Origin of the sequence: Paractinoplanes polyasparticus (assembly GCF_019710575.1) — a bacterium.
Classification (GTDB): domain Bacteria; phylum Actinomycetota; class Actinomycetes; order Mycobacteriales; family Micromonosporaceae; genus Actinoplanes; species Actinoplanes polyasparticus.
The window spans coordinates 24,251-50,306 of the sequence record NZ_JAHWFK010000068.1 but is presented as its reverse complement, the minus strand read 5'-3'; the positions used below and the strand labels follow the sequence as shown (position 1 = coordinate 50,306).

23 protein-coding genes are annotated in these 26,056 nt (G+C 69.4%); 14 read left to right on the top strand and 9 right to left on the bottom strand.

Going from position 1 to position 26,056, the window contains the following annotated elements; translation table 11 throughout:
- Positions 1 to 31: 31 nt before the first annotated feature.
- The 3 genes from KXC43_RS47290 to KXC43_RS47280 form a co-directional block, all read right to left on the bottom strand.
- Complete coding sequence (locus KXC43_RS47290) at positions 32 to 361, bottom strand: hypothetical protein (RefSeq protein WP_221382858.1); 330 nt, start codon at positions 359 to 361, stop codon at positions 32 to 34.
- A gap of 77 nt (positions 362 to 438) precedes the next feature.
- Positions 439 to 1,278, bottom strand: coding sequence for a helix-turn-helix transcriptional regulator (locus tag KXC43_RS47285; RefSeq protein ID WP_221382857.1), 840 nt, complete (start codon positions 1,276 to 1,278; stop codon positions 439 to 441).
- Positions 1,279 to 1,394: 116 nt separating this feature from the next.
- Positions 1,395 to 2,132, bottom strand: coding sequence for an SDR family oxidoreductase (locus KXC43_RS47280; RefSeq protein WP_221382856.1), 738 nt, complete (start codon positions 2,130 to 2,132; stop codon positions 1,395 to 1,397).
- A gap of 211 nt (positions 2,133 to 2,343) precedes the next feature.
- Here KXC43_RS47280 and KXC43_RS47275 point away from each other — a divergent pair, with 211 nt between their 5' ends.
- On the top strand, positions 2,344 to 3,558 hold the full coding sequence (locus tag KXC43_RS47275) for a hypothetical protein (protein ID WP_221382855.1): 1,215 nt from the start codon (positions 2,344 to 2,346) through the stop codon (positions 3,556 to 3,558).
- Positions 3,559 to 3,583: 25 nt separating this feature from the next.
- Here the strand turns inward: KXC43_RS47275 and KXC43_RS47270 are convergent, their stop codons facing one another.
- Positions 3,584 to 4,465, bottom strand: coding sequence for a LysR family transcriptional regulator (locus KXC43_RS47270; RefSeq protein WP_221382854.1), 882 nt, complete (start codon positions 4,463 to 4,465; stop codon positions 3,584 to 3,586).
- A 69-nt stretch (positions 4,466 to 4,534) separates the two neighbouring features.
- Here KXC43_RS47270 and KXC43_RS47265 point away from each other — a divergent pair, with 69 nt between their 5' ends.
- Both KXC43_RS47265 and KXC43_RS47260 read left to right on the top strand, forming a co-directional pair.
- The gene (locus tag KXC43_RS47265) at positions 4,535 to 5,440 is read left to right on the top strand and encodes an EamA family transporter (RefSeq protein WP_221382853.1); all 906 of its coding nucleotides are present in this window, start codon (positions 4,535 to 4,537) and stop codon (positions 5,438 to 5,440) included.
- Between the two features lie 12 nt (positions 5,441 to 5,452).
- Positions 5,453 to 6,169 carry a FadR/GntR family transcriptional regulator gene (locus KXC43_RS47260; protein ID WP_308129585.1) on the top strand — a complete coding sequence of 239 codons (717 nt, stop codon included), beginning with the start codon at positions 5,453 to 5,455 and terminating at the stop codon, positions 6,167 to 6,169.
- A gap of 24 nt (positions 6,170 to 6,193) precedes the next feature.
- On the opposite strand, the gene KXC43_RS47255 is transcribed toward KXC43_RS47260, so the two are convergent.
- The 4 genes from KXC43_RS47255 to KXC43_RS47240 all read right to left on the bottom strand — a co-directional run bounded on the left by KXC43_RS47255 (position 6,194) and on the right by KXC43_RS47240 (position 11,262).
- On the bottom strand, positions 6,194 to 7,225 hold the full coding sequence (locus KXC43_RS47255) for an ABC transporter permease (protein WP_221382852.1): 1,032 nt from the start codon (positions 7,223 to 7,225) through the stop codon (positions 6,194 to 6,196).
- Positions 7,218 to 8,732, bottom strand: a complete 1,515-nt coding sequence (locus KXC43_RS47250) for a sugar ABC transporter ATP-binding protein (RefSeq protein ID WP_221382851.1) — start codon at positions 8,730 to 8,732, stop codon at positions 7,218 to 7,220. The genes KXC43_RS47255 and KXC43_RS47250 overlap by 8 nt, the downstream gene beginning before the upstream one ends.
- Positions 8,729 to 9,796 carry a sugar ABC transporter substrate-binding protein gene (locus KXC43_RS47245; protein WP_308129584.1) on the bottom strand — a complete coding sequence of 356 codons (1,068 nt, stop codon included), beginning with the start codon at positions 9,794 to 9,796 and terminating at the stop codon, positions 8,729 to 8,731. Before KXC43_RS47245 ends, KXC43_RS47250 begins: the two co-directional genes overlap by 4 nt.
- Positions 9,797 to 9,963: 167 nt before the next feature.
- The gene (locus KXC43_RS47240; protein WP_308129583.1) at positions 9,964 to 11,262 is read right to left on the bottom strand and encodes an enolase C-terminal domain-like protein; all 1,299 of its coding nucleotides are present in this window, start codon (positions 11,260 to 11,262) and stop codon (positions 9,964 to 9,966) included.
- Between the two features lie 309 nt (positions 11,263 to 11,571).
- Here KXC43_RS47240 and KXC43_RS47235 point away from each other — a divergent pair, with 309 nt between their 5' ends.
- On the top strand, positions 11,572 to 11,970 hold the full coding sequence (locus KXC43_RS47235) for a nuclear transport factor 2-like protein (protein ID WP_221382849.1): 399 nt from the start codon (positions 11,572 to 11,574) through the stop codon (positions 11,968 to 11,970).
- Positions 11,971 to 12,010: 40 nt separating this feature from the next.
- Positions 12,011 to 12,727, top strand: coding sequence for a helix-turn-helix transcriptional regulator (locus tag KXC43_RS47230; protein ID WP_221382848.1), 717 nt, complete (start codon positions 12,011 to 12,013; stop codon positions 12,725 to 12,727).
- A gap of 73 nt (positions 12,728 to 12,800) precedes the next feature.
- Here the strand turns inward: KXC43_RS47230 and KXC43_RS47225 are convergent, their stop codons facing one another.
- Positions 12,801 to 16,337, bottom strand: a complete 3,537-nt coding sequence (locus tag KXC43_RS47225; RefSeq protein ID WP_221382847.1) for a ThuA domain-containing protein — start codon at positions 16,335 to 16,337, stop codon at positions 12,801 to 12,803.
- A 327-nt stretch (positions 16,338 to 16,664) separates the two neighbouring features.
- Here KXC43_RS47225 and KXC43_RS47220 point away from each other — a divergent pair, with 327 nt between their 5' ends.
- The 9 genes from KXC43_RS47220 to KXC43_RS47180 all read left to right on the top strand — a co-directional run bounded on the left by KXC43_RS47220 (position 16,665) and on the right by KXC43_RS47180 (position 26,026).
- The gene (locus KXC43_RS47220; RefSeq protein ID WP_221382846.1) at positions 16,665 to 18,179 is read left to right on the top strand and encodes a sugar ABC transporter ATP-binding protein; all 1,515 of its coding nucleotides are present in this window, start codon (positions 16,665 to 16,667) and stop codon (positions 18,177 to 18,179) included.
- Positions 18,176 to 19,147: an ABC transporter permease gene (locus KXC43_RS47215; protein ID WP_221382845.1), complete on the top strand. Its 972-nt coding sequence runs from the start codon at positions 18,176 to 18,178 to the stop codon at positions 19,145 to 19,147. Before KXC43_RS47220 ends, KXC43_RS47215 begins: the two co-directional genes overlap by 4 nt.
- A gap of 2 nt (positions 19,148 to 19,149) precedes the next feature.
- Positions 19,150 to 20,121, top strand: coding sequence for an ABC transporter permease (locus KXC43_RS47210; protein WP_221382860.1), 972 nt, complete (start codon positions 19,150 to 19,152; stop codon positions 20,119 to 20,121).
- Between the two features lie 9 nt (positions 20,122 to 20,130).
- The gene (locus tag KXC43_RS47205) at positions 20,131 to 21,309 is read left to right on the top strand and encodes a substrate-binding domain-containing protein (protein WP_308129582.1); all 1,179 of its coding nucleotides are present in this window, start codon (positions 20,131 to 20,133) and stop codon (positions 21,307 to 21,309) included.
- A gap of 5 nt (positions 21,310 to 21,314) precedes the next feature.
- The gene (locus KXC43_RS47200) at positions 21,315 to 22,166 is read left to right on the top strand and encodes a sugar phosphate isomerase/epimerase family protein (RefSeq protein WP_221382844.1); all 852 of its coding nucleotides are present in this window, start codon (positions 21,315 to 21,317) and stop codon (positions 22,164 to 22,166) included.
- Between the two features lie 54 nt (positions 22,167 to 22,220).
- On the top strand, positions 22,221 to 23,528 hold the full coding sequence (locus KXC43_RS47195; RefSeq protein WP_221382843.1) for an RICIN domain-containing protein: 1,308 nt from the start codon (positions 22,221 to 22,223) through the stop codon (positions 23,526 to 23,528).
- 65 nt (positions 23,529 to 23,593) lie between these two features.
- Positions 23,594 to 24,070 carry a MarR family winged helix-turn-helix transcriptional regulator gene (locus KXC43_RS47190; protein ID WP_255646046.1) on the top strand — a complete coding sequence of 159 codons (477 nt, stop codon included), beginning with the start codon at positions 23,594 to 23,596 and terminating at the stop codon, positions 24,068 to 24,070.
- Positions 24,071 to 24,158: 88 nt separating this feature from the next.
- On the top strand, positions 24,159 to 25,346 hold the full coding sequence (locus KXC43_RS47185; protein WP_221382841.1) for a CE1758 family FMN-dependent luciferase-like monooxygenase: 1,188 nt from the start codon (positions 24,159 to 24,161) through the stop codon (positions 25,344 to 25,346).
- Entirely contained in the window at positions 25,343 to 26,026 is a 684-nt protein-coding gene (locus tag KXC43_RS47180) for a CE1759 family FMN reductase (protein WP_221382840.1), read from the top strand. Before KXC43_RS47185 ends, KXC43_RS47180 begins: the two co-directional genes overlap by 4 nt.
- Positions 26,027 to 26,056: the final 30 nt, after the last annotated feature.

The window sequence follows — 26,056 nt, the reverse complement described above, 5'->3', positions numbered from 1 at the left end:
CGGTGCAGCCACAAATGCTTCCTCCCCATGATCAGTCGATCATGTTTGAGAAGCTCCACGAAAGCGGGGGGAACTCAGTTCGCGATGAGCAGCCAAGCCTGCTTGTTGAGGATCTGACCGACTTGCGGGCCGGCCCGGCCAGCAGCGCCCACAGCTGGGGCCGGCTCAGACCCAGGTCGGTCGTCACGGCGGCGGCGCTCTGCTGGTCGAAGCCGCCGGGCAACAGGGCGAGCCGGGTGAACACTTCCTGCTCCTTGCCGTCCAGCAGGTCGTAGCTCCACTGGATCGCGTCGCGCACGCTGCGCCGGGAGCGGATCGCGGCGCGCCGGGTGTCGGTGAGCAGATCGAGCCGCTGCGCCATCGTGGACAGCAGCGCCTGCGGTGTGTCCTCTCCTGGAAAGGAAAGCACCTCCGGGGCGATGGACGAGGGAGGGAAACTCAGGCGAACTTCTGACTACCGAGTACGTCGAGGAATGCAATCTGTTCGCGGGCGTTCGATCCGGGGCGGGGCCGGAAGAGAATGAGCCGATGACCGGTGGCCGGGCTCAGCACGACGTCGCATTGCAGGTCGAGTTCGCCGACCAGTGGGTGGCGAATCAGTTTGGGCGCCGACGTCAGCGACACCACCTGCTGCTGCGCCCACAGCTCACGGAACTCGGCGCTGCGCCCGAGCAGGTCGGCGACCAGCCCGTGAGCGAAGCGGTCGCCTGCCGGACGCTGGGCGACGCCGGCGCGCAAGTCAGCCGCATAGGCCCGGCCGATGCGTTCGTGTTCGGCCGGATCGTTGCTGTCCCGCGATGCCGGGTCGGCGAACCAGCGCCACGTGACGTTGGATTCGTAACCGGGCAAGCCGGTCCAGATGCCCAACAAGTTCCGGGCGGCGCGATTTTGCGCAATCACGGTGAGCAGGTCGTCGGCCGCCTGGGCCGGTGTGTGCTCGAGCGCGTCCAGCAGGTACATCATTGCGGGGTCGACGTGAGCCAAGGGCGAACGCGGCTCCGGCGGCTGTTGCCCGGCGAGGCGGAACAGGTAGTCCTGCTCGTCGCCGGTGAGCCGGATGGCACGGGCCAGACTGGTCAGCGCCGCCGCGGACGGGGCGCGCACCCGGCCCTGCTCCAGCCGGGAGTAGTAGTCCGGCGACAGCGCCGCCAAGCTCGCTACTTCCTCTCGGCGCAGCCCGGGAGTGCGGCGTCGCCCACCGCCGGGCAGTCCCACATCCTCGGGCCGTAGCCGTTCCCGCCGATGGCGGAGAAACTCCCCGAGCGCGTTGTCTTCCATGCCGACCTCCCTCCCCTCCGGCGCGAACTCAGCATCTCCGGAAGGGACCGGGATATGAAGGCCACGTTCAGCCTAGGTGAGCCATACCCCGGCTACCACCTGAACGGCGCTCGCCTTCAGGCCTGCGCGGTGGGCCGGATGACGATCTCGTTGACATCAACTTCCGGGGGTTGCTCTATGGCGAAGGCGATCGCCCGGGCGATGGCGTCCGGTGTGAGGGCCAGGGCGTCGCGCTGGGCCAGTAGTTGCTCGCGTAGCTCGTCGTCGCTGATCGTGCGCACGAAGTCGGTGTCCACGAAGCCGGGCGAGACGACGCTGACCCGCAGGTGCGGTCCGGCTTCCTTGCGCAGGCCTTCGGACAACGCCCGGACGGCGGTCTTCACCGCCGAGTAGACGGCCATCGTGGGACTGGTGGTGTACGCGGCCGTCGAGGCGACGTTCACGAACTGCCCGGAGTTCTGCTGCCGGAAAACGGGCAGTGCCGCGGCGATACCGTTCAGGACTCCGCGCAGATTCACGTCGATCATCTGGTCCCACTCGCGGACCTTCAACTCGTGAAGGTACGAGATCGGTCCCACGCCGGCGTTGCTGATCAGGACGTCAAGCCGGCCGAACCGTGCCGCGGTCGCGGCGACAGCGTCCACCATCTCGGCCCGGTCGGTCACGTCGACCACCAACGCTGAGGCCGTCCCGCCACCCGCCGTGATGTCGTGGGCGACGCGTTCCATCGCCCCGGCGTCGCGGCCGCTGAGAACGACCGTCGCGCCCCGCCCGGCCAGCAGCCGTGCGGTCGCCTCGCCGATGCCCCGCCCGGCTCCGGTGACGATGACAACCTTGTCCAGCGTGTCTGGCACACCATGTCCTTTCGCTTGGCCGTGCGTACCACGAGAACGTCACGCAGTAATCGGACACGTGTCCGCTTCGTTGGTGGAACCGTAGCGGACACGTGTCCGTATGGCAATGGTCGCCGGGTTGCGGCGTCGTGAAGAGCGGTCGTCAGCCAGCTCAGAACAGCCACGGAAGGAGGCGCGTGGGCTGGGACGCAGTCATCGGACTCGGCGGCCTGTGGTTCAGCCGCGGTCACACGCGTCCACCCCGGAGGCCAGGAAGCTCGATGCCGCGGAGTTATATCCGGCCATCGAGAACCCGGGGCATCGACGGCCCCGATCTCGCCGGCCCGGCCGGGACGTTAACCTGATCCGGCGGACGTGCCATCAAGATATTGATCTCGAGGTGATCGGTGTGCCGGCAGCCCTCCGAACCGCTGAGGGGCGGTTGCTGCGGGCTGAGTTGCGGGGCGACGATGACGAGCGCGACCGCATCCTGGACACCGAGTTGGACGACGGTTGGTGGCCCGAGGTGACGTCGGCCGCCTTCACCATCGCGGCGTTCCGGCGGTTCGGCAAGTTCGGTGACCGGCACCTGGTGACCACGTTCGCGCGCCGTTTTGTCGAGCGTGCTCCCGGCGGGCAGGATTTCGCGGCCCGAACAGTGGAGGCGGTGGTGCGCGGCGCGATCGGTGAGGCCTGGCTGCTCGGTGCGGTCGACCCGGTCGTGGCCGGCGAGATGATGTACCCGGCGTTGTTCGCCTTGGTTGACGAGCTGGAACTGGACGACGCGCAGGTCGATGCTCTGCTGGCCGAGGCGGAGGCGGCGATGGCGGCGGTGGTGCTGCCGCCCGGCGGCGAGGATGCTGTCCGGGTCGAGCAGCAACAGTGCCACCGGACTGGGCAGCGGTATCTCACCGACGCGGATCGCCTGCCCGATCTGACCCGCCGGATGCGCTCGCCGTGGCGCCCGCCCGCCGCGCCGCGCAGTCGCAAGGCCCTCCGGCGGCAGGCGGCCGCGCCGGAACCGTCGACCGTCGTCGGCCGCTTCCTGTGGGCGTTGGCGGTGCGTGAACAGAATTCACCGGATCGGAGCGCCGAGACGGACGGCACCGAGCTGATGACGCTGGCGCTGACCGTGATGGTCCTGATCGTGCGGCAGTACCTCCCGAAGGCGCCGGACCAGCGGGAGATCAGCGCCTTGACCAAGCGCACTTGGGAGACTTTTCGGCCGCAGACCGATCCGATCGCGATCGATCACATGGTGCGCCGGGCCGTCGGCGAGAAGACCCCGGTCGACGACATCAGTGCGGGCGACCGGTACACGGCCGCCGCGCTGGTGCTGACCGCGATCGCCGACGACTGGGGCTCCGACGCCCGGGCCGTCGGCGCGGTGATCGCCGAGGCGGAACAGACGGCCATCGACGAGGGCCGGTCGCTGACCCCGGCCTAGCGTGGCCGAAGGCAAAGGTGGGCCTTCAAGCAGTGGCGGTCGTGCCGTGTGCTGTTGCGATGAGCTGCCGGGCGAGGGTGATGAAATCCGGTACGGCGGGATGGCTCGGGGGTTGCTTCCATGCCAGGCGGACCGTGACGGCTGGTACGTCGATGAGCGGGAGGTAGGCGACGGCCGGGTTCGGGTATGTGACCGCGGTCGCCGTGGTGGTGATGCCAACAGCGTGGCCGGCGGCGATGGCAGCGATCCAGTCGTCGGTGTTGGCGACCTCGATGGTGTCGGTCGGGGTGTCGTCCGGCGGCCAGAGGCCGAGGGCTGCGGTGCCGGCGATGGTGTTGACGGCGATCGGCTTGGCGATGAGATCGTGCAAGGTGAGTCGTGCTTTTCGGGTGAGAGCGCTGTCGGCGGCGACGGCGGCGACGCGCGGCTCGAGAAGTAGGGCCACGGTGTTCACCTCGGCGGGGAGGCCGACCTCGCCTCGGATGACGGCGACGTCGACGGTGCCGTGGTGGAGCCCGGCGGTGCGATCGTCGACGCGCAGGAGCTGCAGGGGCGTGTCCGGGTGTTCCTGCTTCCAGCGTCGCAGTAGTGGCGTGGTGTGCTCGCCCAGCGCTGACCAGGCGTGGCCGAGGCGTAAGGGCCATGTTCCGGCGCGTGCGGGGTCGAGTGCCTCGTCGACGGCCGTGACCGCGGCGGCGGCTCGCGGCTGAAACGCGTGTCCGGCGGCGGTGAGCTGTAGATGATGGGTGGACCGGTCGATCAGGCGGGCGCCGAGGTGCGTTTCCAGCTGGCGCAGTGTGCGGGAGAGCGCGGGTTGCGTCACATGCAGCCGGGCCGCAGCGCGGGTGATGGTGCCTTCGGCAGCGATGGCGAGGAACGCGCGCAGATGCCGCAGCTCTACCGTCATAACGACAGAGCATAACCGCAGCTCATTCGGCATTTCCCGCGCCGAAAGGTGACTCCTAACGTCGACCGCATGGCCAACGCTCTCCACCCCACCCGGTCCGCCAACACCCCTGGGGCGGTAGCGCTGGTGCTGGGAGCCTTGCTGTCGGGTCCGTTCGGCGGCGCGGTCGCGGCGCTGCTGTTCTCCCGGGTCGGGGTGGACGGAGTCGTGACACTGCGGCTGACGATCGCGGCGCTCGTGCTACTGGCGGTGTGCCGGCCCCGCGTGCAGGGATACCGGGGAGCGGACTGGTTGTTGATCGGCGGGTTCGGTGCGGCGCTTGCCGGCATGAACACGCTGGCCTACCACGCGATCGCGCTGATCCCGCTCGGTCCCGTGGTGATGCTGGAGGTGCTGGGGCCGCTCGTGCTGTCGGTGGTGACCGCCCGCCGCGCGGCGAGTTGGCTGTGGGCCGGTCTGGCCACCGCCGGGGTAGCGTTGCTGAGCAGCGCCGGATCCGATCGGCTCACCCCGGCCGGGATCGGCTTCGCGGCCGCAGCGGGCGCGGTATGGGCCGGATACATCATGGCCAGTGCGCGGGTCGGGCAACGCTTTCCCAAGGCTGACGGCCTGGCCCTGGCCATGACCGCCGCCGCGGTCATCACTCTTCCCTTCGGCGCCGACACAGCAGGAACCACGCTGTTGAACCCCTACATCGTGGCGATGGGCGCTGCAGTGGCGCTGTTGTCCTCCGCGCTGCCCTACACCCTGGAGTTGCTGGCACTACGCCGCATGCCCACCCCTACCTTCGCCGTACTCATGAGCCTTGGGCCCGCCGTCGCTGCGATCGCCGGCTATGTCGTCCTGCACCAGCAGCTCACTCCTGTCGAAGGGCTGGCCATCGCGCTGGTCGTCGCCGCCAACGTCGGCGCCGTACGGACGCCGTTTCGAGGACGGCGGCCGCGGACCGTTTCGTCGGCGGCAAAGATAAGATGATTGCCTCATGGCGTGCAGGAGGGCCCGGTGGCGCTGACCGACGAGGCGATCACGAAGATCCGCGGGATGATCCAGTCGGGGGAGTTGCCGCCGGGTGCTCGCCTGCCCACCGAGCAGCAGCTCTCGCTGGAGATGGGCTTGTCCCGCAGCGGCGTTCGCGAAGCCGTCAAGGTGCTTGAGGCGGCGCGCGTGCTCGACGTGCGTCGCGGTGACGGCACGTATGTGACGAGCCTGGCGCCGCGGCTGCTGCTGGAGGGTCTGGGGGTCGCGGTCGAGCTGCTTCGCGACGACACCCTGCTCGAGGTGATGGAGGTGCGCCGGATGCTGGAGCCGGTGGCCACCGGTGTCGCCGCGTTGCGGATCACCGACGCCGACCTGGAACGGCTACGCGAGATCCTCGAGGACATGCGCGGTGCGGCGGACGACGCCGAGCGGCTCATCCGGTACGACGCCGAGTTCCACCGGACCGTCATCGCGGTTACCGGCAACGAGACGCTGACCTCCCTGCTCGACGGCCTGTCCGGGCAGACGCTGCGGGCCCGGGTGTGGCGCGGGTTGATCGAGGGTGGCTCCTCCGGCGTCACGCTCAACGAGCACGAGGCGATCTACCGGGCCCTGAGCGACCGTGACCCGCTCCTGGCCCAGGCGAGCGCGCTGATCCATGTGAACACGTCCGAGTCGTGGCTGCGTACCGTGCTGGCCGCCGCACCGCGGCAGCCGGCACCGTGATTCATCAGATGAGTTGACGCCGGGTCAGGTCTGCGCCTTACCGCCGGTCACCCGGGAGACAACCAGCGCGACGAGGATGACCGCACCGTTGAGGAAGTTCGTCCACTGCGCCGGCACGCCGGCCAGCGTCAGCACGTTGATGATCAGGAAGAGCAGCAGGACGCCGGTGAACGCTCCGAAGACGGTGCCCTTGCCGCCGTTGAGGCTGACGCCCCCGATGACGGCCGCGGCGAACACCTGGAAGATCGCGCCGTCGCCCTGCGCCGCCGTGACCGACGCGAGCCGCCCGCTGATGAGCAGCCCCGCGAGCGCAGCCAGCGTGCCGGCGATGATCAGGGTCAGCCACACGACCCGGTCGGTGCGGACGCCGGCCGCCCGTGCGGCGTCGGCGTTGCCGCCGATCGCGTACAGCGACCGGCCGGCCCGGGTGTAACCCAGGACCACGACCGCCACGGCGAACAGGATCAAGCTGATCCAGATCGACGCGGGCACGGCGAGCCACGAGGCGGAGCCGAGGTAGGTCATGGACTCCGGCAGGGCGAAGAACGTCTTGCCGCCGGAGATGCCGGTCAGCAGGCCGCGCAGGACGATCAGCATGCCGAGCGTGACGATGAAGCCGTTGAGCCCGAACCGGACGATCAGCAAGCCGTTGAACGCGCCGATCAGCGCGCCGGTCAGGAGTACCAGCGGGATGGCCAGGGCGCCCGGCACGGCGTGCAGGCCGAGGCCGTGCGTCACGGCCGGGTCGACGATGAGCCAGGCCGCGATGCCCGGCGCCAGTCCGAAGGTCGACTCCAGCGACAGGTCCATCTTTCCGGTGATGAGCACGAGGGTCTCGGCGAGCACGACGATGGCGATCTCGGACATGCTCTGCAGCACGTTGATGATGTTGTCGGTCCGCAGGAACACCGGGCTGACGATGTATCCGACGATGGCGACCGTGACGATGGCCGGCACCAGAGCGAGGTCACGCAGCCGGGCCAGCGCGGGGATCCGGCGGGTGGCCGGAGGCGGCGGAGCCTCGGCAGCGGTGGTGCTCGACAGCGTGTCAGACATGGTCGAGATCGACCCCTTCCATCGCGGCTACCAGGTCGTTGTCACGCCAGCCGGCCGGCATCTCGCGCACGATCCGGCCCTGCACCATCACCAGGACGCGGTCGCAGATGCGCAGGTCGTCGAGCTCGTCCGAGACGATCAGCACGACGTTGCCGCGCTCGCGCACCTGCTCGACCACGCCGAGCAGGGTCTGCTTGGATCGCACGTCCACGCCGGCGGTCGGGGTGACGAGAACCAGCAGCTTGGGGTCGCCGGCCAGGGCGCGACCCATGACCACCTTCTGCTGGTTGCCTCCGGAGAGGTCGGAGACGGGTACGTGCGGCCCGGACGCCTTGATGGCAAGGTCGGTGATGAACCCGTGGGCGATGGCATCGCGCCGGGCCGGCGAGATGAGACCGTGCCGGCCGATCCGCCCGGGAACGGTCATGGTGACGTTCTCGGCGATGGACAGCAGGGGTACCAGGCCCTGCCGGTGCCGGTCCTGCGGGACGAGACCCACGCCGGCCGCGAGGGCGTCCGGCACGCTGCCACGCCGCAGCGTACGGCCGTCGACGGTGACCTTGCCCCCGGCCGGTTTCGCGAGTCCGACCAGAGCCTCAGCCACCTCGAACTTGCCGCTGCTGCCGCCGCCGGCGAGCCCGACCACCTCGCCGGCGCGTGCCTCGAACGACGCGCCGGCGCCGGAGGCGGTCACCAAATCACGGACGACGACCCGGACCGCGGCGTCGGCGGGCGGTGGCGGGCGGTACGTGTCTCCGGCGAGGCTCACGTCTTCACCGGTCATCGCGGCCACCAGGGCCGCGCGATCAAGCTCGGCGACCGGGGCGGTCACGATGTGCCGGGCGTCGCGGAAGACGGTCACCACGTCGCAGATCTCATAGATCTCCTGGAGGTGGTGACTGATGAACAGGAACGTGACGCCCTGCGCGCGCAAGGCGCGGATGCGGTCGAACAGCCGGGCGATGCCGGTGCCGTCGAGCTGGGCGGTTGGTTCGTCGAGGATGATGAAGCGGGCCCCGAACGACAGCGCACGGGCGATCTCCACGAACTGCCGTTGCTCGACGGTGAGCGCCGACGCCGGCTGGTCCACGTCCACGTCGACCGACCAGGTCGCCAGCAGTTCGCGCGCGGAACGGCGCAGCGCCCGCCACCGGATGAGGCCGCCGGCGCCGCGATCGTGCCGGTTGAGAAAGAGGTTCTCGGCGACGGTGAGGGCTCCGATGATCGTCGACTTCTGGTAGACGCAGGCCACCTGCCGGCGCCAGGCGTCCCGGTCACCGAGCGGCGGGGCGGCCCGTCCGCCGAAACTGACCCGGCCGGTGTCCGGTGCCTGGAGCCCGGTCAGGATGTCGACCAGCGTCGACTTCCCGGCGCCGTTGCGGCCGACCAGGGCATGGGTCTCGCCGGCTCGCACCGTGATGCCGGCCCGGTCGAGCGCGACGGTGGACCCGAAGCGCTTACCGATGTCCACCGCCTCGACGAGCGGCGGCTGTTCTTCGTACGTCATGAGTTGTTGCCCCACAGCGACGTGTCGTCGTACTTCGCCGTCTTCTCACCGCCGATCGTCGCGCCGTCCGCCGTGACCAGCGGAGCGGAGAGCTGATCCTCGAGCAGGCCCTCGCGCACCTTGATGATCGTGCTGTCGTGGTCGGTCGGTCCGGGTTGGAACGTCTTGCCGTCGATGGCGGCTTTGATGTAATAGAGGCCATATTTCGCGTACAGGTCGGCGGGCTGGCTGACCGTCGCGTCGATGAGCCCGGCCTTGATGTTCTTGAGCTCCTCCGGAATCCCGTCGTTGGAGACGATGAAGACGTGCTTCGGGTCGCTCGGTGGCACCTGCAGGCCCTTCTGCTTCAGCACCTGCAGTGTCCCGGAGAGCGCGAACGACGACTGCATGTAGACACCCTTGACGTCGGGGTCGGAAGCCAGGCGCGTCTGCAGCTTGGACGCCGCGACGTCGCCCTTCCAGTCGGTCACCTCGCCGAAGACGCGGATGCCGGGGAAGTCGTTCTTCATGCAGTCGTTGAACGCCTCGGTGCGGTCGCGGCCGTTGATCGACGCGAGGTCGCCCTGGAGCATGACGACCTTGCCCTTCCCGCCGAGCTTGGTCCCCAGAAACTGGCATGCCTTGGTGCCGTAGGCGCGGTTGTCGGCCCGCACGACCATGTAGACCGAGCCGGTGTCGGGCCGGGTGTCGATCGTGACGACCGGGACCTTCTTGGTGGCGAGCTGCTCGAGGGTGGGTGCGATGGCGGCGGTGTCCTGCGGGGCCATCACGACGCCCTTGACATCCTGGCTGACGAACGTCTGCACGTTCGAGATCAGCGCGGCGACGTCGTTCTGCGAATTCGTCGTCTTGAGCTCGACGCCGACCGCCTGAGCCGACGGAGGGACGTATTTGATGTAGGAGTTCCAGAAGTCGGTGTCGGACCTCGGATAGTCCACGCCGACCAGCGGGGCCGCGGCGCCGGCGCCCGTGGCCGCCGGCGAGTCGCGATTGCACGCGGCGATGGACGACGTGGCGCCGAGCATCATGACGACCGCCAGACTGACCTGAATCCTGCGGTTCACCGGTGTCCTTCCATGCTGCGGAGAAGGGGAGCGATGGTGGGGTGTGACGGACGACACTGTAGACATCTGACGTTATGCCTCGATGTTGTGCCGGTCAACGGATGATCCCGGCCCAAATATCTGCCTTCACCGTCGAAGCATCTGATGAATCCTGCTGACGGTTCGAACTACGCGGCGGCCCATTCGGGACCGTCGGGGTACCGGTACGCGGCGAGCGTCGCCGGGCGCATCTCGGCGCTCATCCCGGCCGCGCGGGGTGCGACGTAGCGGCCGTTCTCGATGCGTACCGGATCGGTGAAATGCTCGTGCAGGTGGTCGACGTATTCGATGGCGCGGTCCTGGGTCGTGCCGCTGACCGCGACGAAGTCGAACATGGCCAGGTGCTGCACGAGCTCGCACAGGCCGACCCCGCCCGCGTGCGGGCAGACCGGGACGCCGAACTTCGCCGCGAGCAGCAGGATCGCGAGGTTCTCGTTGACCCCGCCGACGCGGCAGGCGTCGATCTGCACGACATCGACGGCGCCGGCCTGCAACAGCTGCTTGAACATGACGGCGTTGTGTGCGTGCTCGCCGGTGGCCACCTTCACCGGGGCCAGCGCCGCACGGATCGCGGCGTGCCCGAGGATGTCGTCCGGTGACGTCGGTTCCTCGATCCAGTACGGGTCGAACGGCGCGAGCTCCCGCATCCACCCGATGGCGTCGGGCACGCCCCAGATCTGATTGGCGTCGACGGCGAGGCGTACGTCCGGTCCGACCGCCCGCCGGGCGATGGCCAGCCGCCGTACGTCGTCGGCGAGGTTCGCGCCCACCTTCAGCTTGATCAGCCGGTAGCCGTCGTCGACCGCCTCCGCACACAGCCGGGCGAGCTTCTCGTCGTCGTAGCCGAGCCAGCCCGGCGTGGTGGTGTACGCCGGATAGCCCTCGTCGAGCAGGGCCTTCTCCCGCTCAGCCCTGCCTTCGGCCGCGTCCCGCAGCAGGTCCAGCGCCTCGTCCGGGGTGAGCGCGTCGCGCAGGTACCGCCAGTCGATCTGGGCCACGACCTGCTCGGGGGACAGTGCCGTGAGCAGCCGCCACAGGGGCTGGCCCGCGCGCCGGGCGGCGAGATCCCAGACCGCGTTGACCAGGCCGCCCGCTGCCATGTGCACGACTCCCTTGGCCGGGCCGAGCCAGCGGATCTGACTGTCGCCGATGAGTCGCTGAGAAAGCGCCCCGGGGTCGGCGACGAGTTCGTCCACCGGCTGCCCGATGATCATCCTGGCGAGCGAGCGGATGGCGGCGACTTCGATCTCCGTGCCGCGGCCGACGGTGAAGACGAACCCGTGGCCTTCGGCGCCCGCGGTGGTGCGGAGCAGGATGTACGCGGCGGAGTAGTCCGGGAAGGGGTTCATAGCGTCGGATCCGTCGCGATGCCTCGACGTCGGGAACCGGATGTCGAAGGTGTCGACGGACAGGATGCGCTCGGTCACTGAACCTCCACTCGGTGGGGCTCTCAGGTGCAGAGCCCGCATACATCAGATGTATCTATACGTCTTTCGCCCTTGATGTGTCTACAGGCGGCGATGAAGTGGGCATCTTCGAGGAATTAGTCAGATGTATCCGGGAGTCTCTGGGTGAGGGCTGGCCGGCGCCGGCGTGCTCGCCGAGCGGCAGCGGAATGCGGCGGTGGAGAGTCGGCGAAGGCGCCGCGGCCGACAGTGGCTCCGTGCCGGCATTGGGCGCGGGAGTCTCGGGAACACCGACATACTGGTGTCGCGTCGGCGTCCGAGAGTGGATGCATGACCGAGAACATGAACCCCACGAGCGGCTCCACCGCCCGGCAAGCGCTCGACCTGTGGCTGACGATGTGGAACACCGACGGCGCCATCGCACGACGGATCTGCGCCGACGACTTCCGGATCCATTTCGCCGTGACCGAGCGCGACGGGTCGACGCCGGCGGACGCCATCCGTACCGCCGAAGATTTCGCGCAGTATCTCGACTGGTGGCACGAGCAGCACCCGGGCGTCGTCTTCACGAGAGTCGCCGATGCCATCGACGGCGACCACGGCCGGCTGCTCTGGGACGTCGAGTCTCCCGACCAGCGCGCGGGCGGCGTCGACGTGTTCGACTTCGCCGAGGACGGCCGGGTCCGACGTGTCTGGTCTGTCGGCGGACAGCGGAGCATGCGGAGCTGACGCACGTACCAGAGGCGACTGCCTCTGCCAGACTTGAGGCATGAAGCGAGCCGAGCGGCAGTACGCCCTCGTCGACTTGCTCCGCGGAGCAAGCCGGCCCTGGTCCGCCGCTCGGCTCGCCGGCGAGTTCGGGGTGTCCTCGCGCACCATCGAACGCGACATCGGTTCGCTCCAGCTGGCCGGGGTCCCCATCTACGCAGATCACGGGGCGACGGGCGGCTATTCGATCCTGCGTGAGTACTCGCTGCCGCCGCTGAACCTGTCCGCCGCCGAGTCGCTGGCGGTGCTTGCCGGGCTCGCGCTGCTCGAGTCCTCGCCGTACCAGGGAGCGGCCCGACGAGCACGCGCCAAGATCGCTGCCGTCATGGGGGAGGAACAACGTGCCCCTGTGCAGGAACTGCTCGGCATGATGCAGGTCATCGACGCCGTCGCCCCGACGGGCGACGCCGTGCCGCTCGGGATGCTCTCCGACGCGATTGCCGCCCGGCGCGTGGTGCGGCTCACCTACCTGGGTGAGGACAGGGGCGACGGCCCGGATCGCGCCACCAGCACCGTCCGCGACGTCGAGACGATGGGACTTCTCCGTGCGGGCGATGCCTGGCTGCTCACCGGTTGGTGCCGGCTCCGTGCTGCGATCCGCGGCTTCCGCATCGAGCGGATCACCCGGCTCGAGATCCTCGACGAGGTCCCGCCACCTCGTGACCCGACCCTCCTCGAGGCAGACCTCGCGCGGTGGCCGACGCGGCGTCTCGGTTGAAGCGCCATGAAATGACCGGGCACGGACGGGCGGGGCCGGCCAGGAGCGACCGGACCCGCCCGTCCGCTGTCTGTCACACCGGGCTGAAACGCCACTGCTGGTTGAGCGAGCCCTGGCAGGTCCATTGCAGGAGCCGCGCCCCGTCATTGTTCGCGGCGCCGTTCACATCCACGCAGAGCCCGCTGGACACGCTGCGCACGGTGTAGACACCGGACGTCCCGGTCGGTGTGGCGGTGAACTTCTGCTGGTTGCCACTGGTGCAGGTGGCCTGTTGCAGGAATGCGCCCGCCGCGGAGGAGTTGCCGGTCACTTCCACGCACTTGTTGCTGTGCAACGCTTTCAGGTTGACGGCGCCACCGCCGGCGTCCACCGCCTGCCACCTTTGGTTGGCGCCGCCGGTGGCCGCCCACTGGTTGATCGCGGCACCGTCGGCGGTGGAGGCGCCACTGACGTCCATCAGCTTTGTGCTGTGCTGAGCGGTCAACGTCCAGGTCTTGCCCGCGACGCCGGTGTCGGTCGGCACGCCGACGCCGCTGCCGCCGAAAGTGTGCGAGTCGAGGTCGAATCCACTGCCTCTGAACACCATGTAGAGGGTCTGGGTCCCGGCGGTGCCGGTGAGGCTCACCGGGGCCGTGGACTGGTAGTTGTTCCAGCCTCCGGTGCTCTGAACCGTGGTGGTGGCGAGCAGTGTGCCGGTCGGCGAGCCGGCGCGGAGCTCGATCGACCCGCCGCCCGATGGTGACGACACGCGGTAGCTGACCGTCGAGATGCCGGCCAGGCTCATCGGGGTGAAGGCCACCCAGTCGCCGGCAGAGATGTCCCCGATGCGTTTGCCGCTCTCCGCTGCGGTCTGCTCGACGACGCGGGTGCCGGACTGACTGGAGTAGTACTCGGACTGCTTGTGCTTGGGCTGCAGGATCGCCTGGGCATGGCCGGTCAGCGGCGCCGCGCCGCCCGCGCCACCGTTGTCGGTGTACCGCGCGTTGAGGACGTAGAAGAGGTTGGCGCCGTCCGGGTGCCCGCCGAGGAGCTCGGTGCGGATCGTGCCCGAGCAGCCCGGGTATTCGGTGGTCTCGTGCGCGTGGTCGTCGTGCCCGAGAGCGGGGTTGACGAAGACCTTGGTGCAGTCGACCGCGGCGCCGCCCGGGTCGGTGACGCTGACCGTGTACGACACCCGGTCCCCGAAGTCGAGCATGCCGCCGCTGGCCGGTGTGGTGATGGTGACGACCGGAGCGGTGTTGCCGACCGTGATCGTGACGTTGGAGAAGCCGGACTTGCCCGACTGGTCGGTGACCTTCAGCTGGGCGGTGTAGTTGCCGTTGCCGGTGTAGGTGTGGCTGGGGTTGGCGGCCGTGGAGGTTGTGCCGTCACCGAAGGTCCACTGATAGCTCAGCGTGGAGCCGGGATCGGGGTCGGTCGTGCCGGCGCTGCTGAACTGGACGGTCAGCGGCGCCGTGCCACTGGTGGGCGTCCCGGTGGCCTTGGCGACCGGGGACTGCCCGCCCTGGACGTAGTCGATCCGGTAGAGCCCGGAGTCGCTGTTGCCGCCGCCGAAGTTGGTGCCCCATTCGAGGAGGTAGAGGGAGCCGTCGCGGCCGAACTCCATGTCCATCGGCTTGTTGAAGCGTCCGCCCGGCAGGAACGGGTTGGTGCGGGTCACCGCCGTGCCGGCGTCGAAGTGCACCTCCTTGACGTAGTTGCGGGACCACTCGTAGAAGAAATGGACGCCGTCGTAGTAGGCCGGGAACTTCGTGTCGGACGGGTTGGCCGCGTCGTACCGGTACACCGGCCCGCCCATCGGCGCGGAGCCGCCCGAGCCGAGTTCCGGGAAGGTCGGCGAGGTGCCGTAGCCGTACCAGATGTTCGGGGCGACGACCGGGCGCAGGCTGCTCAGCCCGGTGTTGTTGGGCGAGTTGTTGACCGGTGACGAGCAGTTGAACTTGGCGCCGACCACGCCGGTGTCCGGGTTGAAGGGGGCGTAGGGCTGGTTGTCGCCGTGGCAGAACGGCCAGCCGTAGTTGCCCGGCGCCTTGATCACGTTGAGTTCGACGAGACCTTCCGGCCCCCGGTTGGTGGTCGGCGGGTTGCGGTCGGGTCCGTAGTCGGCGAGGTAGACCCAGCCGTTGGCCGGGTCGATGGAGAAGCGGAACGGGTTGCGGAAGCCCATCGCGTAGATTTCCGGCCGGGTCTGCGCCGTTCCCGACGGGTAGAGGTTCCCCGACGGCACGGTGTAGCCGCCGCCGGCCTGCGGCCGGATGCGCAGCAGCTTGCCGCGCAGGTCGTTGGTGTTGCCGGCGGTGCGGGCCGCGTCGAGGTTGGCCTTGCCGTTCCGCCAGTCCAGCGGGGCGTAGCCCTGCCAGTTCGGGTCGAGGTTGGGCGGGGTGTCGTCACCGGTGCCGATGTAGAGGTTGCCGTCCGGGCCGAACTCGATGTATCCGCCGGTGTGCCCCGGCTCGGGGAAGGTGCGGTCCCGGTAGGCCGGGATGTCGATGATGGTGACCCCGCTGGAGACGTTCAGCGTGTCGCCGGTGAGGGTGAAGCGGGAAACCCGGTTCACGTCTGTCGTGCTGTTCGCGGGCGAGTGGTACAGGTACACGTATCCGTTACTGGCGAAGGCGGGGTCCAGCGCCAGCCCGGTCAGACCGTCCTCGCCGCCGGTGTAGACGCTCAGCGTGCCCGCCGTGACGGTGCTGTTGGACGAGGGCTTGAAGATCTTCACCTGTCCGCCGCGCTGGACGTAGAGGACCCGTCCGTCGGGCGCGACGGCCAGCGCCATCGGGTCGGTGGTGCCGTCGTCGAGCGTACGTTTCTGGAAGTTGCTCCAGACCGTCCCGCCGCACTCGCCGGGCTCGGCGCCGGCGGCCCACTTCACCCCGCCCAGGACGTGGTTGCGGAAGTTGGTCTCGCTGTAGGACTCGGCGGCGTGACCCATCCCGGTGGCCCATACCCGGCCGCCGGCGGTGTTACGGCACCAGGAGATCGGGTGATCGGGGCCCATCGCGCGCGAACCCGGGTTGTACGTCCGTTCGTCCGCGGTCACGAGGACGTGCACGTCGCCGCGCGGGTTGCGGTCGAAGTTGTACCACTCCTCGTTGCGGATCCAGCGGTCGGGCAGGCTCGCTGTCGAGGGATGTTTCTTGTCGGCCACGATGGCGGTGCCCTGCAGGACGCCGGGTGAGTGCTCCGGCATGTGCGCGCCGGCGTTGACCGTCTGGTCCCACCACGGGTATTCACCTTCGATGCCCATGTCCGTGGCGTTGTGGACGGCGACGATGCCCTTGCCGGAGGAGAGATAGCCCTCCACCGCCTGGCGCTGGGCGGCCGACGTCCACACCATGCCCGAGGTCTGGAACATGATGAGCACGTCGAAGGTGGCGAGGTTGGCCGGGGTGAAGACGCCGGCGTCCTCGCTGTGCACCAACTCGAAGTTGTTGGCGGCGGCCTGCTGTTGGAACATCGAGATCCCGGCGGGGATCGAGTCGTGGCGGTAGCCCGCCGTCTTGGTGAAGAGCAGGGCGCGGAAGGCCGGAGCGGCCGATGCCGGGGCGACGAGCGCGAGCGAGAGCAGCATGCCCGCGATCAGCCCGATGGTCAGTGTTGAGCGGCGCATGCGTCTCTCCTGGTCATGGTTGTCTGCACCCACGCGAATATCACGGAGTGTCACAGAGTGCCGTGTTCTCTCCTTCGGGGGCAGAGCGCCGAAGATCCTCATTCAATTAATGAGCTTCGATCAGTTCAAGGCGGCTGAGCCTGCTGGTCGGTTGCTCATGGGAACGCTCCCACTATGCGTGCGCGTCTCTCATCACCGGTTTTGGGTGATGATTGCCTAAGCATCGGGGAACATCTATCTTCATACGTGTGATGTTTCATGGCTGTCAAGAGTTGACCCTTCGTGGGCTGTCCGGCGTGACGGTTGTCGATTTTCTGGAAGCCGGACATGGCTACTGCGAGTGATGATCCACCGCTGCTGATGCTCAGGTCAGTCAGCAAGTCGTTCGTCGGCGTGCGCGTCCTCGATCACATCGACCTCGACGTGACGCCCGGCGAGGTGCACGCCGTCGTCGGCGAGAACGGCGCGGGCAAGTCGACCCTCATGAAGATCATTTCCGGCGCGTACGCACCGGACGAGGGCAGCGTCGTGTTCGCCGGCGAGACACGGGTGTTCCGCGGGCCGCGGGAGGCCCGGCGCGCCGGGATCGGGATGATCCACCAGGAGCTGACCCTGCTGCCGGACCGCACGGTCGCGGAGAACGTCCATCTGGGCCACGAACCGGTGCGCCGGGGCCTGGTCGACCGGCGCGAGATGCTCGCCCGCACGTCGGCACTGCTCACCTCGATGGGCGCGGGCCCGCTGCCGGTGGACGCCCCGGTCGGCCGGCTCGGCATCGCCCAGCGTCAGGTGGTCGAGATCGCCAAGGCGCTCGCCCTCGACGCCCAGCTGCTCATCATGGACGAGCCCACGGCGGCGCTCGCCGACCATGAGGTCGAGCTCCTTTACGCCCTCGTGCGACGGCTCCGGGGCCGGGGCATCGGCCTGCTCTACGTCTCGCACCGCCTCGCCGAGGTCTTCGACCTCGCGGACCGCATCACCGTTCTGAAGGACGGCACGCGGGTGACGACGGTGCCGGCCGCGGAGACCACCACGGCGGAACTGGTACGGCACATGGTCGGCCGGGACCTGTCCGGCTATTACCCAGAGCGGGCCGCGCCCGGCGACCAGGGGCCGGTCCGGCTCGCCGTCCGCGGCGGCGGCAACCGCAAGCTGCGCGACGTCAACCTGCGACTGCGGGCCGGCGAGGTCGTCGGCGTCGGTGGCCTCCAGGGCTCGGGGCGGTCCGCGCTCGCCCGGGCGCTCTTCGGCGTCGCGCCGTTCACCACCGGCGAGGTCCGCCTGGACGGCCGGCCGGTCCGGCTGGCCTCGCCGCGCGCCGCGATACGGGCGGGCATCGCGTATGTCAGCGAGGACCGCAAGGGCGAGGGCATCCTGGCTCGTCAATCGGTGCTCGACAACGCGTTGCTCGCCGCCCGGGCGATCAGTGGCCCGTGGTCCGGCCGGGCCGGCCGCACCACGCGGATGCGGGAACTGCTCGGCGCCGTGGATGTGCGAACCGCGGGTGTGGACCAGGAGATCCGCTTTCTGTCCGGCGGCAACCAGCAGAAGGTGGTGCTCGCCCGCTGGCTCGCACTGGGCCCGCGGGTCCTGCTCTTCGACGAGCCGACCCGGGGCGTCGACGTGGGCGCCACGTCAGCCCTCCACGACGTCGTCCGCCGGCTCGCCCGCGAAGGGGCCGCGGTCCTGATGATCTCGTCCGATCTGCCGGAGCTGCTCGGCATGAGCGACCGGATCATCGTCATGCGCGAGGGCAGCATCGCCGGCGAGCTGTCCGGCGCCGCGTCCGAGGCGGACGTCGTGGCCCTGGCGGTGGGCGCGGCGCCGGGGGCGGTCGCGTGAGCGCCCTGTCGGTCGTGGCCCGGCGACCCGTCCCGGGCGTCTACGTGGCCCTGGTTCTCACCGCGGTGATCGGCTGGCTGGTGGTCGCGCTGCGCGGCGGCGCGCTGTTCAACCAGGCGACGATCGTGAGCCTGCTGCACGTCGCCGCCGGCCTGGGACTCGTCGCCGTCGGCCAGACCCTCGTGATCCTCGGGGGTTCCCTCGACCTGTCGGTGGCGTACGTGGTCAGCCTCAGCACCCTCGTCGCCGCCGAGACGATGAACGGCGGCAACGGGGCCCTGCTGCCGGGTGTCCTCCTGGCGCTCGCGGTCAGCGCCGGCGTGGGGCTGCTCAACGGCCTGCTGATCGCGCGGGCCCGGGTCAACGCGTTCATCGCGACCCTCGGCGTCGGGCTGCTGCTCAAGGGCTATCTGGACAGCGGTTACGACGGCCCGGCCGGAAGCACCTCGCCCGGGCTCGTGCAGACCCTCGGCTATCAGCGGATCGGGCCGGTGCCGGTGTCGTTCGTGGTGATGCTCGCGGTCGCGGCCGCCGCGTGGCTGACGCTGAGCCGCACTCGTTTCGGGCACCACCTCGTCGCGGTCGGCGGTGACCCGGAGGTCGCGCGTCTCTCCGGTGTCCGCACCGACCGCGTCCTCGTCGCCGCGCACGTCCTGTGCTCGCTGTGCGCGGGACTCGCCGGCGTCTATCTCGCCGCCCGCCTCGGCTCCGGTGCGCCGCGGGTCGGCACCGAAGGCCTCTACGACCTGGAGTCCATCGCCGCGGTCGTGATCGGCGGCACTGCTCTGGCCGGTGGCCGCGGCGGCGTGGCGGGCACGGTCGGCGGTGTGCTTCTGCTCGCCGGCATCGACGCCATCTTCAACCAGCTCGAGCTCGACGCGTTCGCCAAGCAGGTGGTCCGGGGCGTGGTCATCATCGGCGCGGTTGCCGTCTATGCCCGCCGCGCCGTGCGGAAGGGCCGGTGGTGACGATGGTCGACACGCTGCGGGGGCGCCTGCCACGGGTACGCGCCGGGGGCCCGCTGCCGATCCTCGCGATCCTCGGCGTGCTGCTGGTCCTCGTCGCGATCCGCCAGCCGGACTTCCTCGCTCCCGCTTCGCTGATGTCTTTCCTCGGCCGCTCCGCCCCGATCATCCTGCTGGCCGCCGGTCAGTACTTCGTCATCGTCTCCGGGGAATTCGATCTGTCGGTCGGCTCGCTGGTCACCGCCGAGGTCGTGATCGCCGCCCGGCTCATCGACGGCGAGCCGGCCCGCACCTGGCCCGTGGTGGCGCTGGTGCTCGCGTCCGCCGCGTTCGTGGGGCTGGTCAACGGCCTCATCACGACGTGGCTGCGGGTGCCGTCGTTCATCACCACCCTCGGCATGCTGCTGATCCTGGTCGGAGCCGTCTACCTCTGGTCCGACGGTTCCCCCAAGGGCGAGCTCTCGGAGCAGTTCCGCCGGTTCGGCCGACGGGCCGTCGAGGGCGTCCCGGTGCTCGGCCGGGTACCGTACGCGCTGCTCGTGGTGCTTGTGCTCGGCGGGCTCGCCGTGATGCTGATGCGTTCCGACTTCGGGCGCACCCTGATCGCCGTGGGCGACAACGCGCGCGCCGCCGAACTCAGCGGCGTGCGCTCCGGGCGCGCCCGGACGATCGCGTTCGTCCTGAGCGGCGGCGCGGCCGGAGCGGCGGCAATCCTCCTCGGCGGATACAGCGGAGTGTCGTTCCAGGCCGGCAGCGGCCTGGAGTTCACCGCCATCACCGCGGTGGTTCTGGGGGGCGTCGCCCTGGGCGGCGGACGCGGATCCGTCGCCGGCGCGATGCTCGGCGCGCTGACGCTCGAGCTGTTGTTCGCCCTCATGAACTTCTCCGGCGTCTCCGGCACGGTCCGACCGGCCGTCCAGGGCGCCATCATCCTGCTCGCCGTGGCCGTCACGGCAGCGCGCTCGCCGTCCAGATAGGGGAACATTGTGCGACGTTCCATTCCATCGCTGGCCGTTGTCATCGTGCTGGCCCTCGCCGGCTGCTCCACCGACGAGCCGGCGACCAGCGCCTCCGGCCCGCCCGCCGCGGACGCGGGCACCGGTGAGCAGTCGAAGTTCTTCGTGCGCAGCGACTACGAGGCCGAGCTGGCGATGCTCGGGGCCACCGCGACGGGGCCGGCCGGCAAACCGTGGGAGCAGGTGCTCAACCCGAGCACGGTGGACACCGCCTCCTTCAAGAAGGCGGGCCCGCACAAGATCTGCTTCTCCAACGCGGCGCTGAACAATCCGTGGCGTCAGGTCGGGTTCAAGACCATGCAGGCCGAGGTCGAGACCCACCGCGACCAGATCTCCGAGTTCGTGCACGTCGACGCCGAGGGCAAGGACCAGAAGCAGATCGCCGACATCAACGACCTGCTCGGCAGGGGCTGCGACGCGCTCATCATCTCGCCCAACACCACCGCGACGCTGACCCCGGCGGTCGAGGCGGCGTGCCGCACCGGCGTCCCCGTTGTCGTGTTCGACCGTGGCGTCGAGACGACGTGCCCGGTGACCTACATCAACCCGATCGGCGGATACGGGTTCGGTCACGTCGGGGCGGAATTCGTCGCCCAGAAGGTGAAACCAGGTGGCAAGGTTCTCGCCCTGCGGATCCTGCCGGGGGTCGACGTGCTCGAGACCCGCTGGTCGGCCGCGAAGCTCGTCTTCGACCGCGCGAAGGTGGACGTGGTGGGCGTCGAGTTCACCGACGGCGACCCGGCGAAGACCAAGAAGATCGTCGACGACTACCTCCAGCGGCACGGCACGATCGACGGCGTCTGGATGGACGCCGGCGCGGTCGCGGTCGCGGCGGTCGAAGCGTTCCAGGACGCGGGCAAGCCGGTGCCCCCGATCAACGGTGAGGACCAGCTCGACTTCCTGCGCCTGTGGAAGGACGAAGGACTTACGGCCATCGCGCCGACCTACCCGACCTACCAATGGCGTACGCCCGTCATCGCCGCACTGCGGATCCTCGACGGCAAGCCGGTCTCCGCCCCGTGGAAGCTGCCGCAGCCCACCATCACCCAGGAGAACCTCGACGACTACCTCGACCCGCAGATGCCCCCGCTGCACTACGCGATGTGCGGCTGCACCGGCCTGCCCGGCTATCCGCAGCGCTGGAAGTAGCCACCGTGCGCGCTGTCGGTGTGAACCCCTGGGTGTGGGCCTCGCCGGTCGACGACGAGGCCCTGGCCGCGCTGATCCCGCGGATCGCCGCGTTCGGCTTCGACACGGTCGAGCTGCCGATCGAGCAACCCGGCGACTGGGACCCGGTCCGCACCCGCGACCTGCTGGCGGCACACGGCCTCACCGCGGCCGCCGTCTGCGCGGTCACGCCACCCGGCCGGGACCTCGTCGGCACCGCCCCGGCCGTCGTCGAGGCGACCGTCGCCTATCTGAAGGGCTGCGTGGACAGCGCGGCGGCGGTCGGCGCGCCGTGCGTCGGCGGGCCGGTCTACGCGGCGGTGGGCCGGACGTGGCGGATGACCGACGCGGCCCGCACGGCGTGTTACGCGGAGTTCCGCCGGGCGATCACGCCGGTCGCCGACCACGCCGGTGAACGCGGTGTGTCGATCGGCGTGGAACCGCTCAACCGGTACGAGACGAGCGTCGTCAACACCATCGGGCAGACCCTCGAAATGATCAGCGGGCTGCCGTCCACGGTCGGCGTGATGATCGACACCTATCACCTCAACATCGAGGAGGCCGACCCGTACGCCGCTCTGGCCACCGCCGGACCGCACATCAAGCACGTTCAGGTCAGCGGCACCGACCGTGGGGCGCCCGGGGCGGACCACTTCGACTGGCTCCGCTTCCTGGCGGTGCTGGACGGAACCGGATACGACGGCGCGGTGTGCATCGAGTCGTTCACGGCGGAGAACGAGACGATCGCGACCGCCGCGTCGATCTGGCGCCCGCTGGCCCCGTCGCAGGACCGCCTCGCCCTCGACGGACTGAACCATCTGCGACGGCTTCTGCGATGAGGGTGGGCCGGCCGGCTCAACTCCAGCGTCTCCAACTGATGGAAGGAATCCGTGATGTCCAAGCACAGATTGTTCTCGGGATCGGCGGCGGTCGCGCTCCTGCTCGTCCTGGCTACCGGTGCCGCGGCGGAGGGCAGTGCGGCCGGCGGAACAGCGCCGGCCGCCGGCCCCGTGGCGGCCGCGGCGACCCCCGGGTGCGGCAAGGCCCCGACTCTGGCCAACGGAACACACACCATCCAGAGCGGAGGCAAGAGTCGCTCGTTCATCCTGAGCGTCCCCGGCAACTACGACAGCAACCGGCAGTATCGGCTGATATTCGGCTTCCACTGGTGGGGTGGCACCGCCGAGGCTGTCGCGTCGGGCGGGAGCGACGGGGACGTCTACGCCCACTACGGACTGCGACGGCTGGCGGACAACAGCGCGATCTTCGTCGCGCCGCAGGGCATCGGTAACGGCTGGGCCAACTCCGGCGGCGAGGACGTCACCTTCGTCGACGACATGATCAGTCGGCTCGACAACGCCCTGTGCATCGACACGGCACAGCGCTTCTCGCTCGGCTTCAGCTACGGCGGCGCCATGAGCTACGCGCTGGCGTGTGCCCGGCCGACCGTCTTCCGTGCGGTGGCGGCCATCGCCGCTCCCGGGCCGATCAGCGGATGCAGCGGCGGCACCCAGCCGTTCGCCTACATGGGCATCCACGGTGTCGGTGACAATCCCGCCGCCGGGCGGGCACTGCGGGACCGGTTCGTCCGGAACAACGGCTGCACCCCGCAGAACCCGCCGGAGCCGGTCGCGGGTAGCCGGACCCACATCACCACGACGTACTCCGGGTGCCGCGAGGGCTACCCGGTGGTCTGGGCAGCCTTCGACGGCGGGCACCAGCAAGGCCCCGTGGATGGCTGTGCCGGCTGCGAGAGCGGCGCCCGCAGCTGGGTCAAGGAGGAGGTGTGGCGGTTCTTCACCGGAGGGACAAGCCCGAACCCCACCACCTTCCGGCTGCGCGGGGAGTCGTCCGGTCGCTGCCTCGACGTCAACGGCGCCAGCTCGGCCAGCGGTTCCCAGATGATTGTCTGGGACTGTCACACCAACGCCAACCAGCAGTTCACCCGCAACGGCCAGACCCTGCAGGTGATGGGCAAGTGCCTGGAAATTCCCGCGAACTCCGGTGCGGGCGCGCGGGCACGGATCGGGGACTGCGTGGGCAGCGCGAACCAACAGTGGAACGTCAACAGCAACGGCACGATCAGCAACGTCCAGACGGGGATGTGTCTCGACGTCAATGGTGCCGGCACCGCCAACGGCACAGCCGTGGTCGTGTGGAGTTGTCACACCGGCGCGAACCAGCGTTGGAGCCAGGCCTGAGGGAGATGGTGAGTTGACACGTCAATTCCGAGTGCTACGGTTGACGTGTCAACTCGGGAGGCATGATGAAGCGGGCCAGGCGCCGGGTGTTGCCGACGCAGGAACAACTGCGGGTCTGGCGTAATTACGTCGAGACGGCTGAGGCGGTACGGCTGCGGCTGGCCGGCCGGTTGCAGCATGAGACATCGTTGTCGTCGGGGGACTACGTGGTGCTGCTCGCGCTGAGCGAGGCCGAGCAGCACACACTGCGGTCCTCGGCTCTGGCTTCGCAGATCGAGTGGGAGCGCAGCCGGTTGTCGCATCACCTGGGGCGAATGGAGAAGCGCGGGCTCCTGCGCCGGGTCTCCTGTGCCGACGACGTCCACGGCATCGATGTGGTCATGACGGATGCGGGCGCGGAGACTTTCCACGCGGCCACCGTGCCGCACCTGCGAGCCGTACGCGAAATGTTTGTCGACGCGCTCACCGACGACCAGCTGGCTCACATCGACGAGGCGACCAACGCCTTGAGGCGTCATCTCGCCCTGGGCCCGCACGACTGAATCCCGACTCTCGCAGGCGACCGCGCGCTCCGGCCTTCATGCACCCGCACGGTCCCTTCACCGCACCGCCAGTGAAAGGACCCTTGTCATGCAGTTCGGCATCTTCGGCGTCGGCGACATCGCCCCCGACCCGACCACCGGCATTCCCCGTTCGGAAGCGCAGCGCATCCTGGACACCGTCCGGGTCGCGAAGGCCGCCGACGAGCTGGGGCTGGATGTGTTCGCCGTCGGTGAGCACCACAATCCGCCCTTCGTCTCGTCCAGCCCACCGGCTCTGCTCGGCTACCTGGCGGCGGAGACCCGGCAGATCCTGCTGTCGACCTCGATCACCCTGATCACCACCAACGACCCGGTGCGGATCGCCGAGGACTACGCGTTCGTGCAGCACCTCGCCCAGGGCCGGCTGGATCTCATGCTGGGCCGGGGCAACACCGTGCCGGTCTACCCCTGGTTCGGCCAGGACATCCGCCAGGGGATCCCGCTCGCGCTGGAGAACTACAACCTGCTGCACCGGCTGTGGCGCGAGGACGTGGTGGACTGGGAGGGCAAGTTCCGCACTGCGCTGCAGGGGTTCACCGCGACGCCGCGGCCGCTGGACGGGATTCCGCCTTTCGTGTGGCACGGTGCGATCCGTACGCCGGAGATCGCCGAGCAGGCTGCTTTCTATGGCAACGGCTATTTCGCGAATCACATCCTGGCCCCGAACTTTCACTTCAAACCGCTGATCGACTTCTACCGGCAGCGGTTCGCGGATTACGGGCACGGCCGGGCCGAGGACGCGTTCGTCGGGCTCGGCGGGCAGGCGTTCATCGCCAAGCGGTCCCAGGACGCCTACGACCGGTTCCGGCCGTACTTCGAGAACTACCCGATGTTCCGCGGCACCAGCCTGGAACAGTTCGCCGAAGGCACTCCGCTGTCGGTCGGCTCACCTCAGGAAGTGATCGACAAGACCCTCACCTTCCAGGAGGGCTTCGGCGACTACCAGCGGCAACTGTGGGTCGTCGACCTCGGCTCGATGCCGGTCGAACTCGTGCTCGAGCAGGTCGAACTGCTGGCCACCGAGGTGGTGCCCGTGCTGCGCAAGGAGATGGAGTCGCGGCGGGCGCCCGGTGTCCCGGACGCCCCGACCCACGGCTCGCTGGTCGCGGCCGCCTACGGCGACGGCGAGACGCGCCAGGCCCGGCCCCGGCCCAATCAGGGTGACAACACCTCCGGCGCGCTGCCCTACCTGGACAGCGACCCGGAGAAGCCCGCGACCATGCCGAGGCACGCATGAGCTTCGGTGAAGCCCCCGCGCAGATCACCGCGATCAGCGCCGGCACCAGCGAACCGTCCACCACGCGCATGCTCGCCGATCGGGCCGCTCAGGCCGTCGTCACCCGCCTGCGGGACAGCGGCCGCAACACCACGGTCCGCGTGATCGAACTCGCTCCGATCGCTGCCGAAGTCGCGCGGACCCTGGTCAGCGGGCTGCCGACCGCTGCCGTCCAGGAAGCGATCGGGCACCTCGCCGCGGCCGACGCCGTCATCGTCTCCACACCGGTCTACAAGGCCGGGCTCAGCGGACTGTTCAAGTCGTTCATCGACGTGCTCGACAACGACCTGCTGATCGCCAAGCCCGTCCTGCTCGCCGCGACGGCGGGATCGGCCCGCCACGCGATGGTGGCCGACGACCACCTGCGGCCGCTGTTCGCGTTCCTGCGCGCCCTGCCGGCGCCGACGTCGCTGTTCGCGGCGCCCGAGGACTGGGGAGCGGCGGATCTGTCCAAGCGCGTCGACCGGGCCGCCGGCGAACTGGTCGCCCTGATCGCCAGCGGTGTCAGCCGCGACATCGCCGACGGTGGCTGGTCCGGTTACCAGCACACCTTCGGCGGTAACGCGACCCGGGCCCAGCGCACGGCGGCCGACATCGACCTGGACAGCGACCTGATGCGCCTGGCGCGCGGCGAAACCTGATCTCCGTCATGTCCAGCGCCATGACGAGAC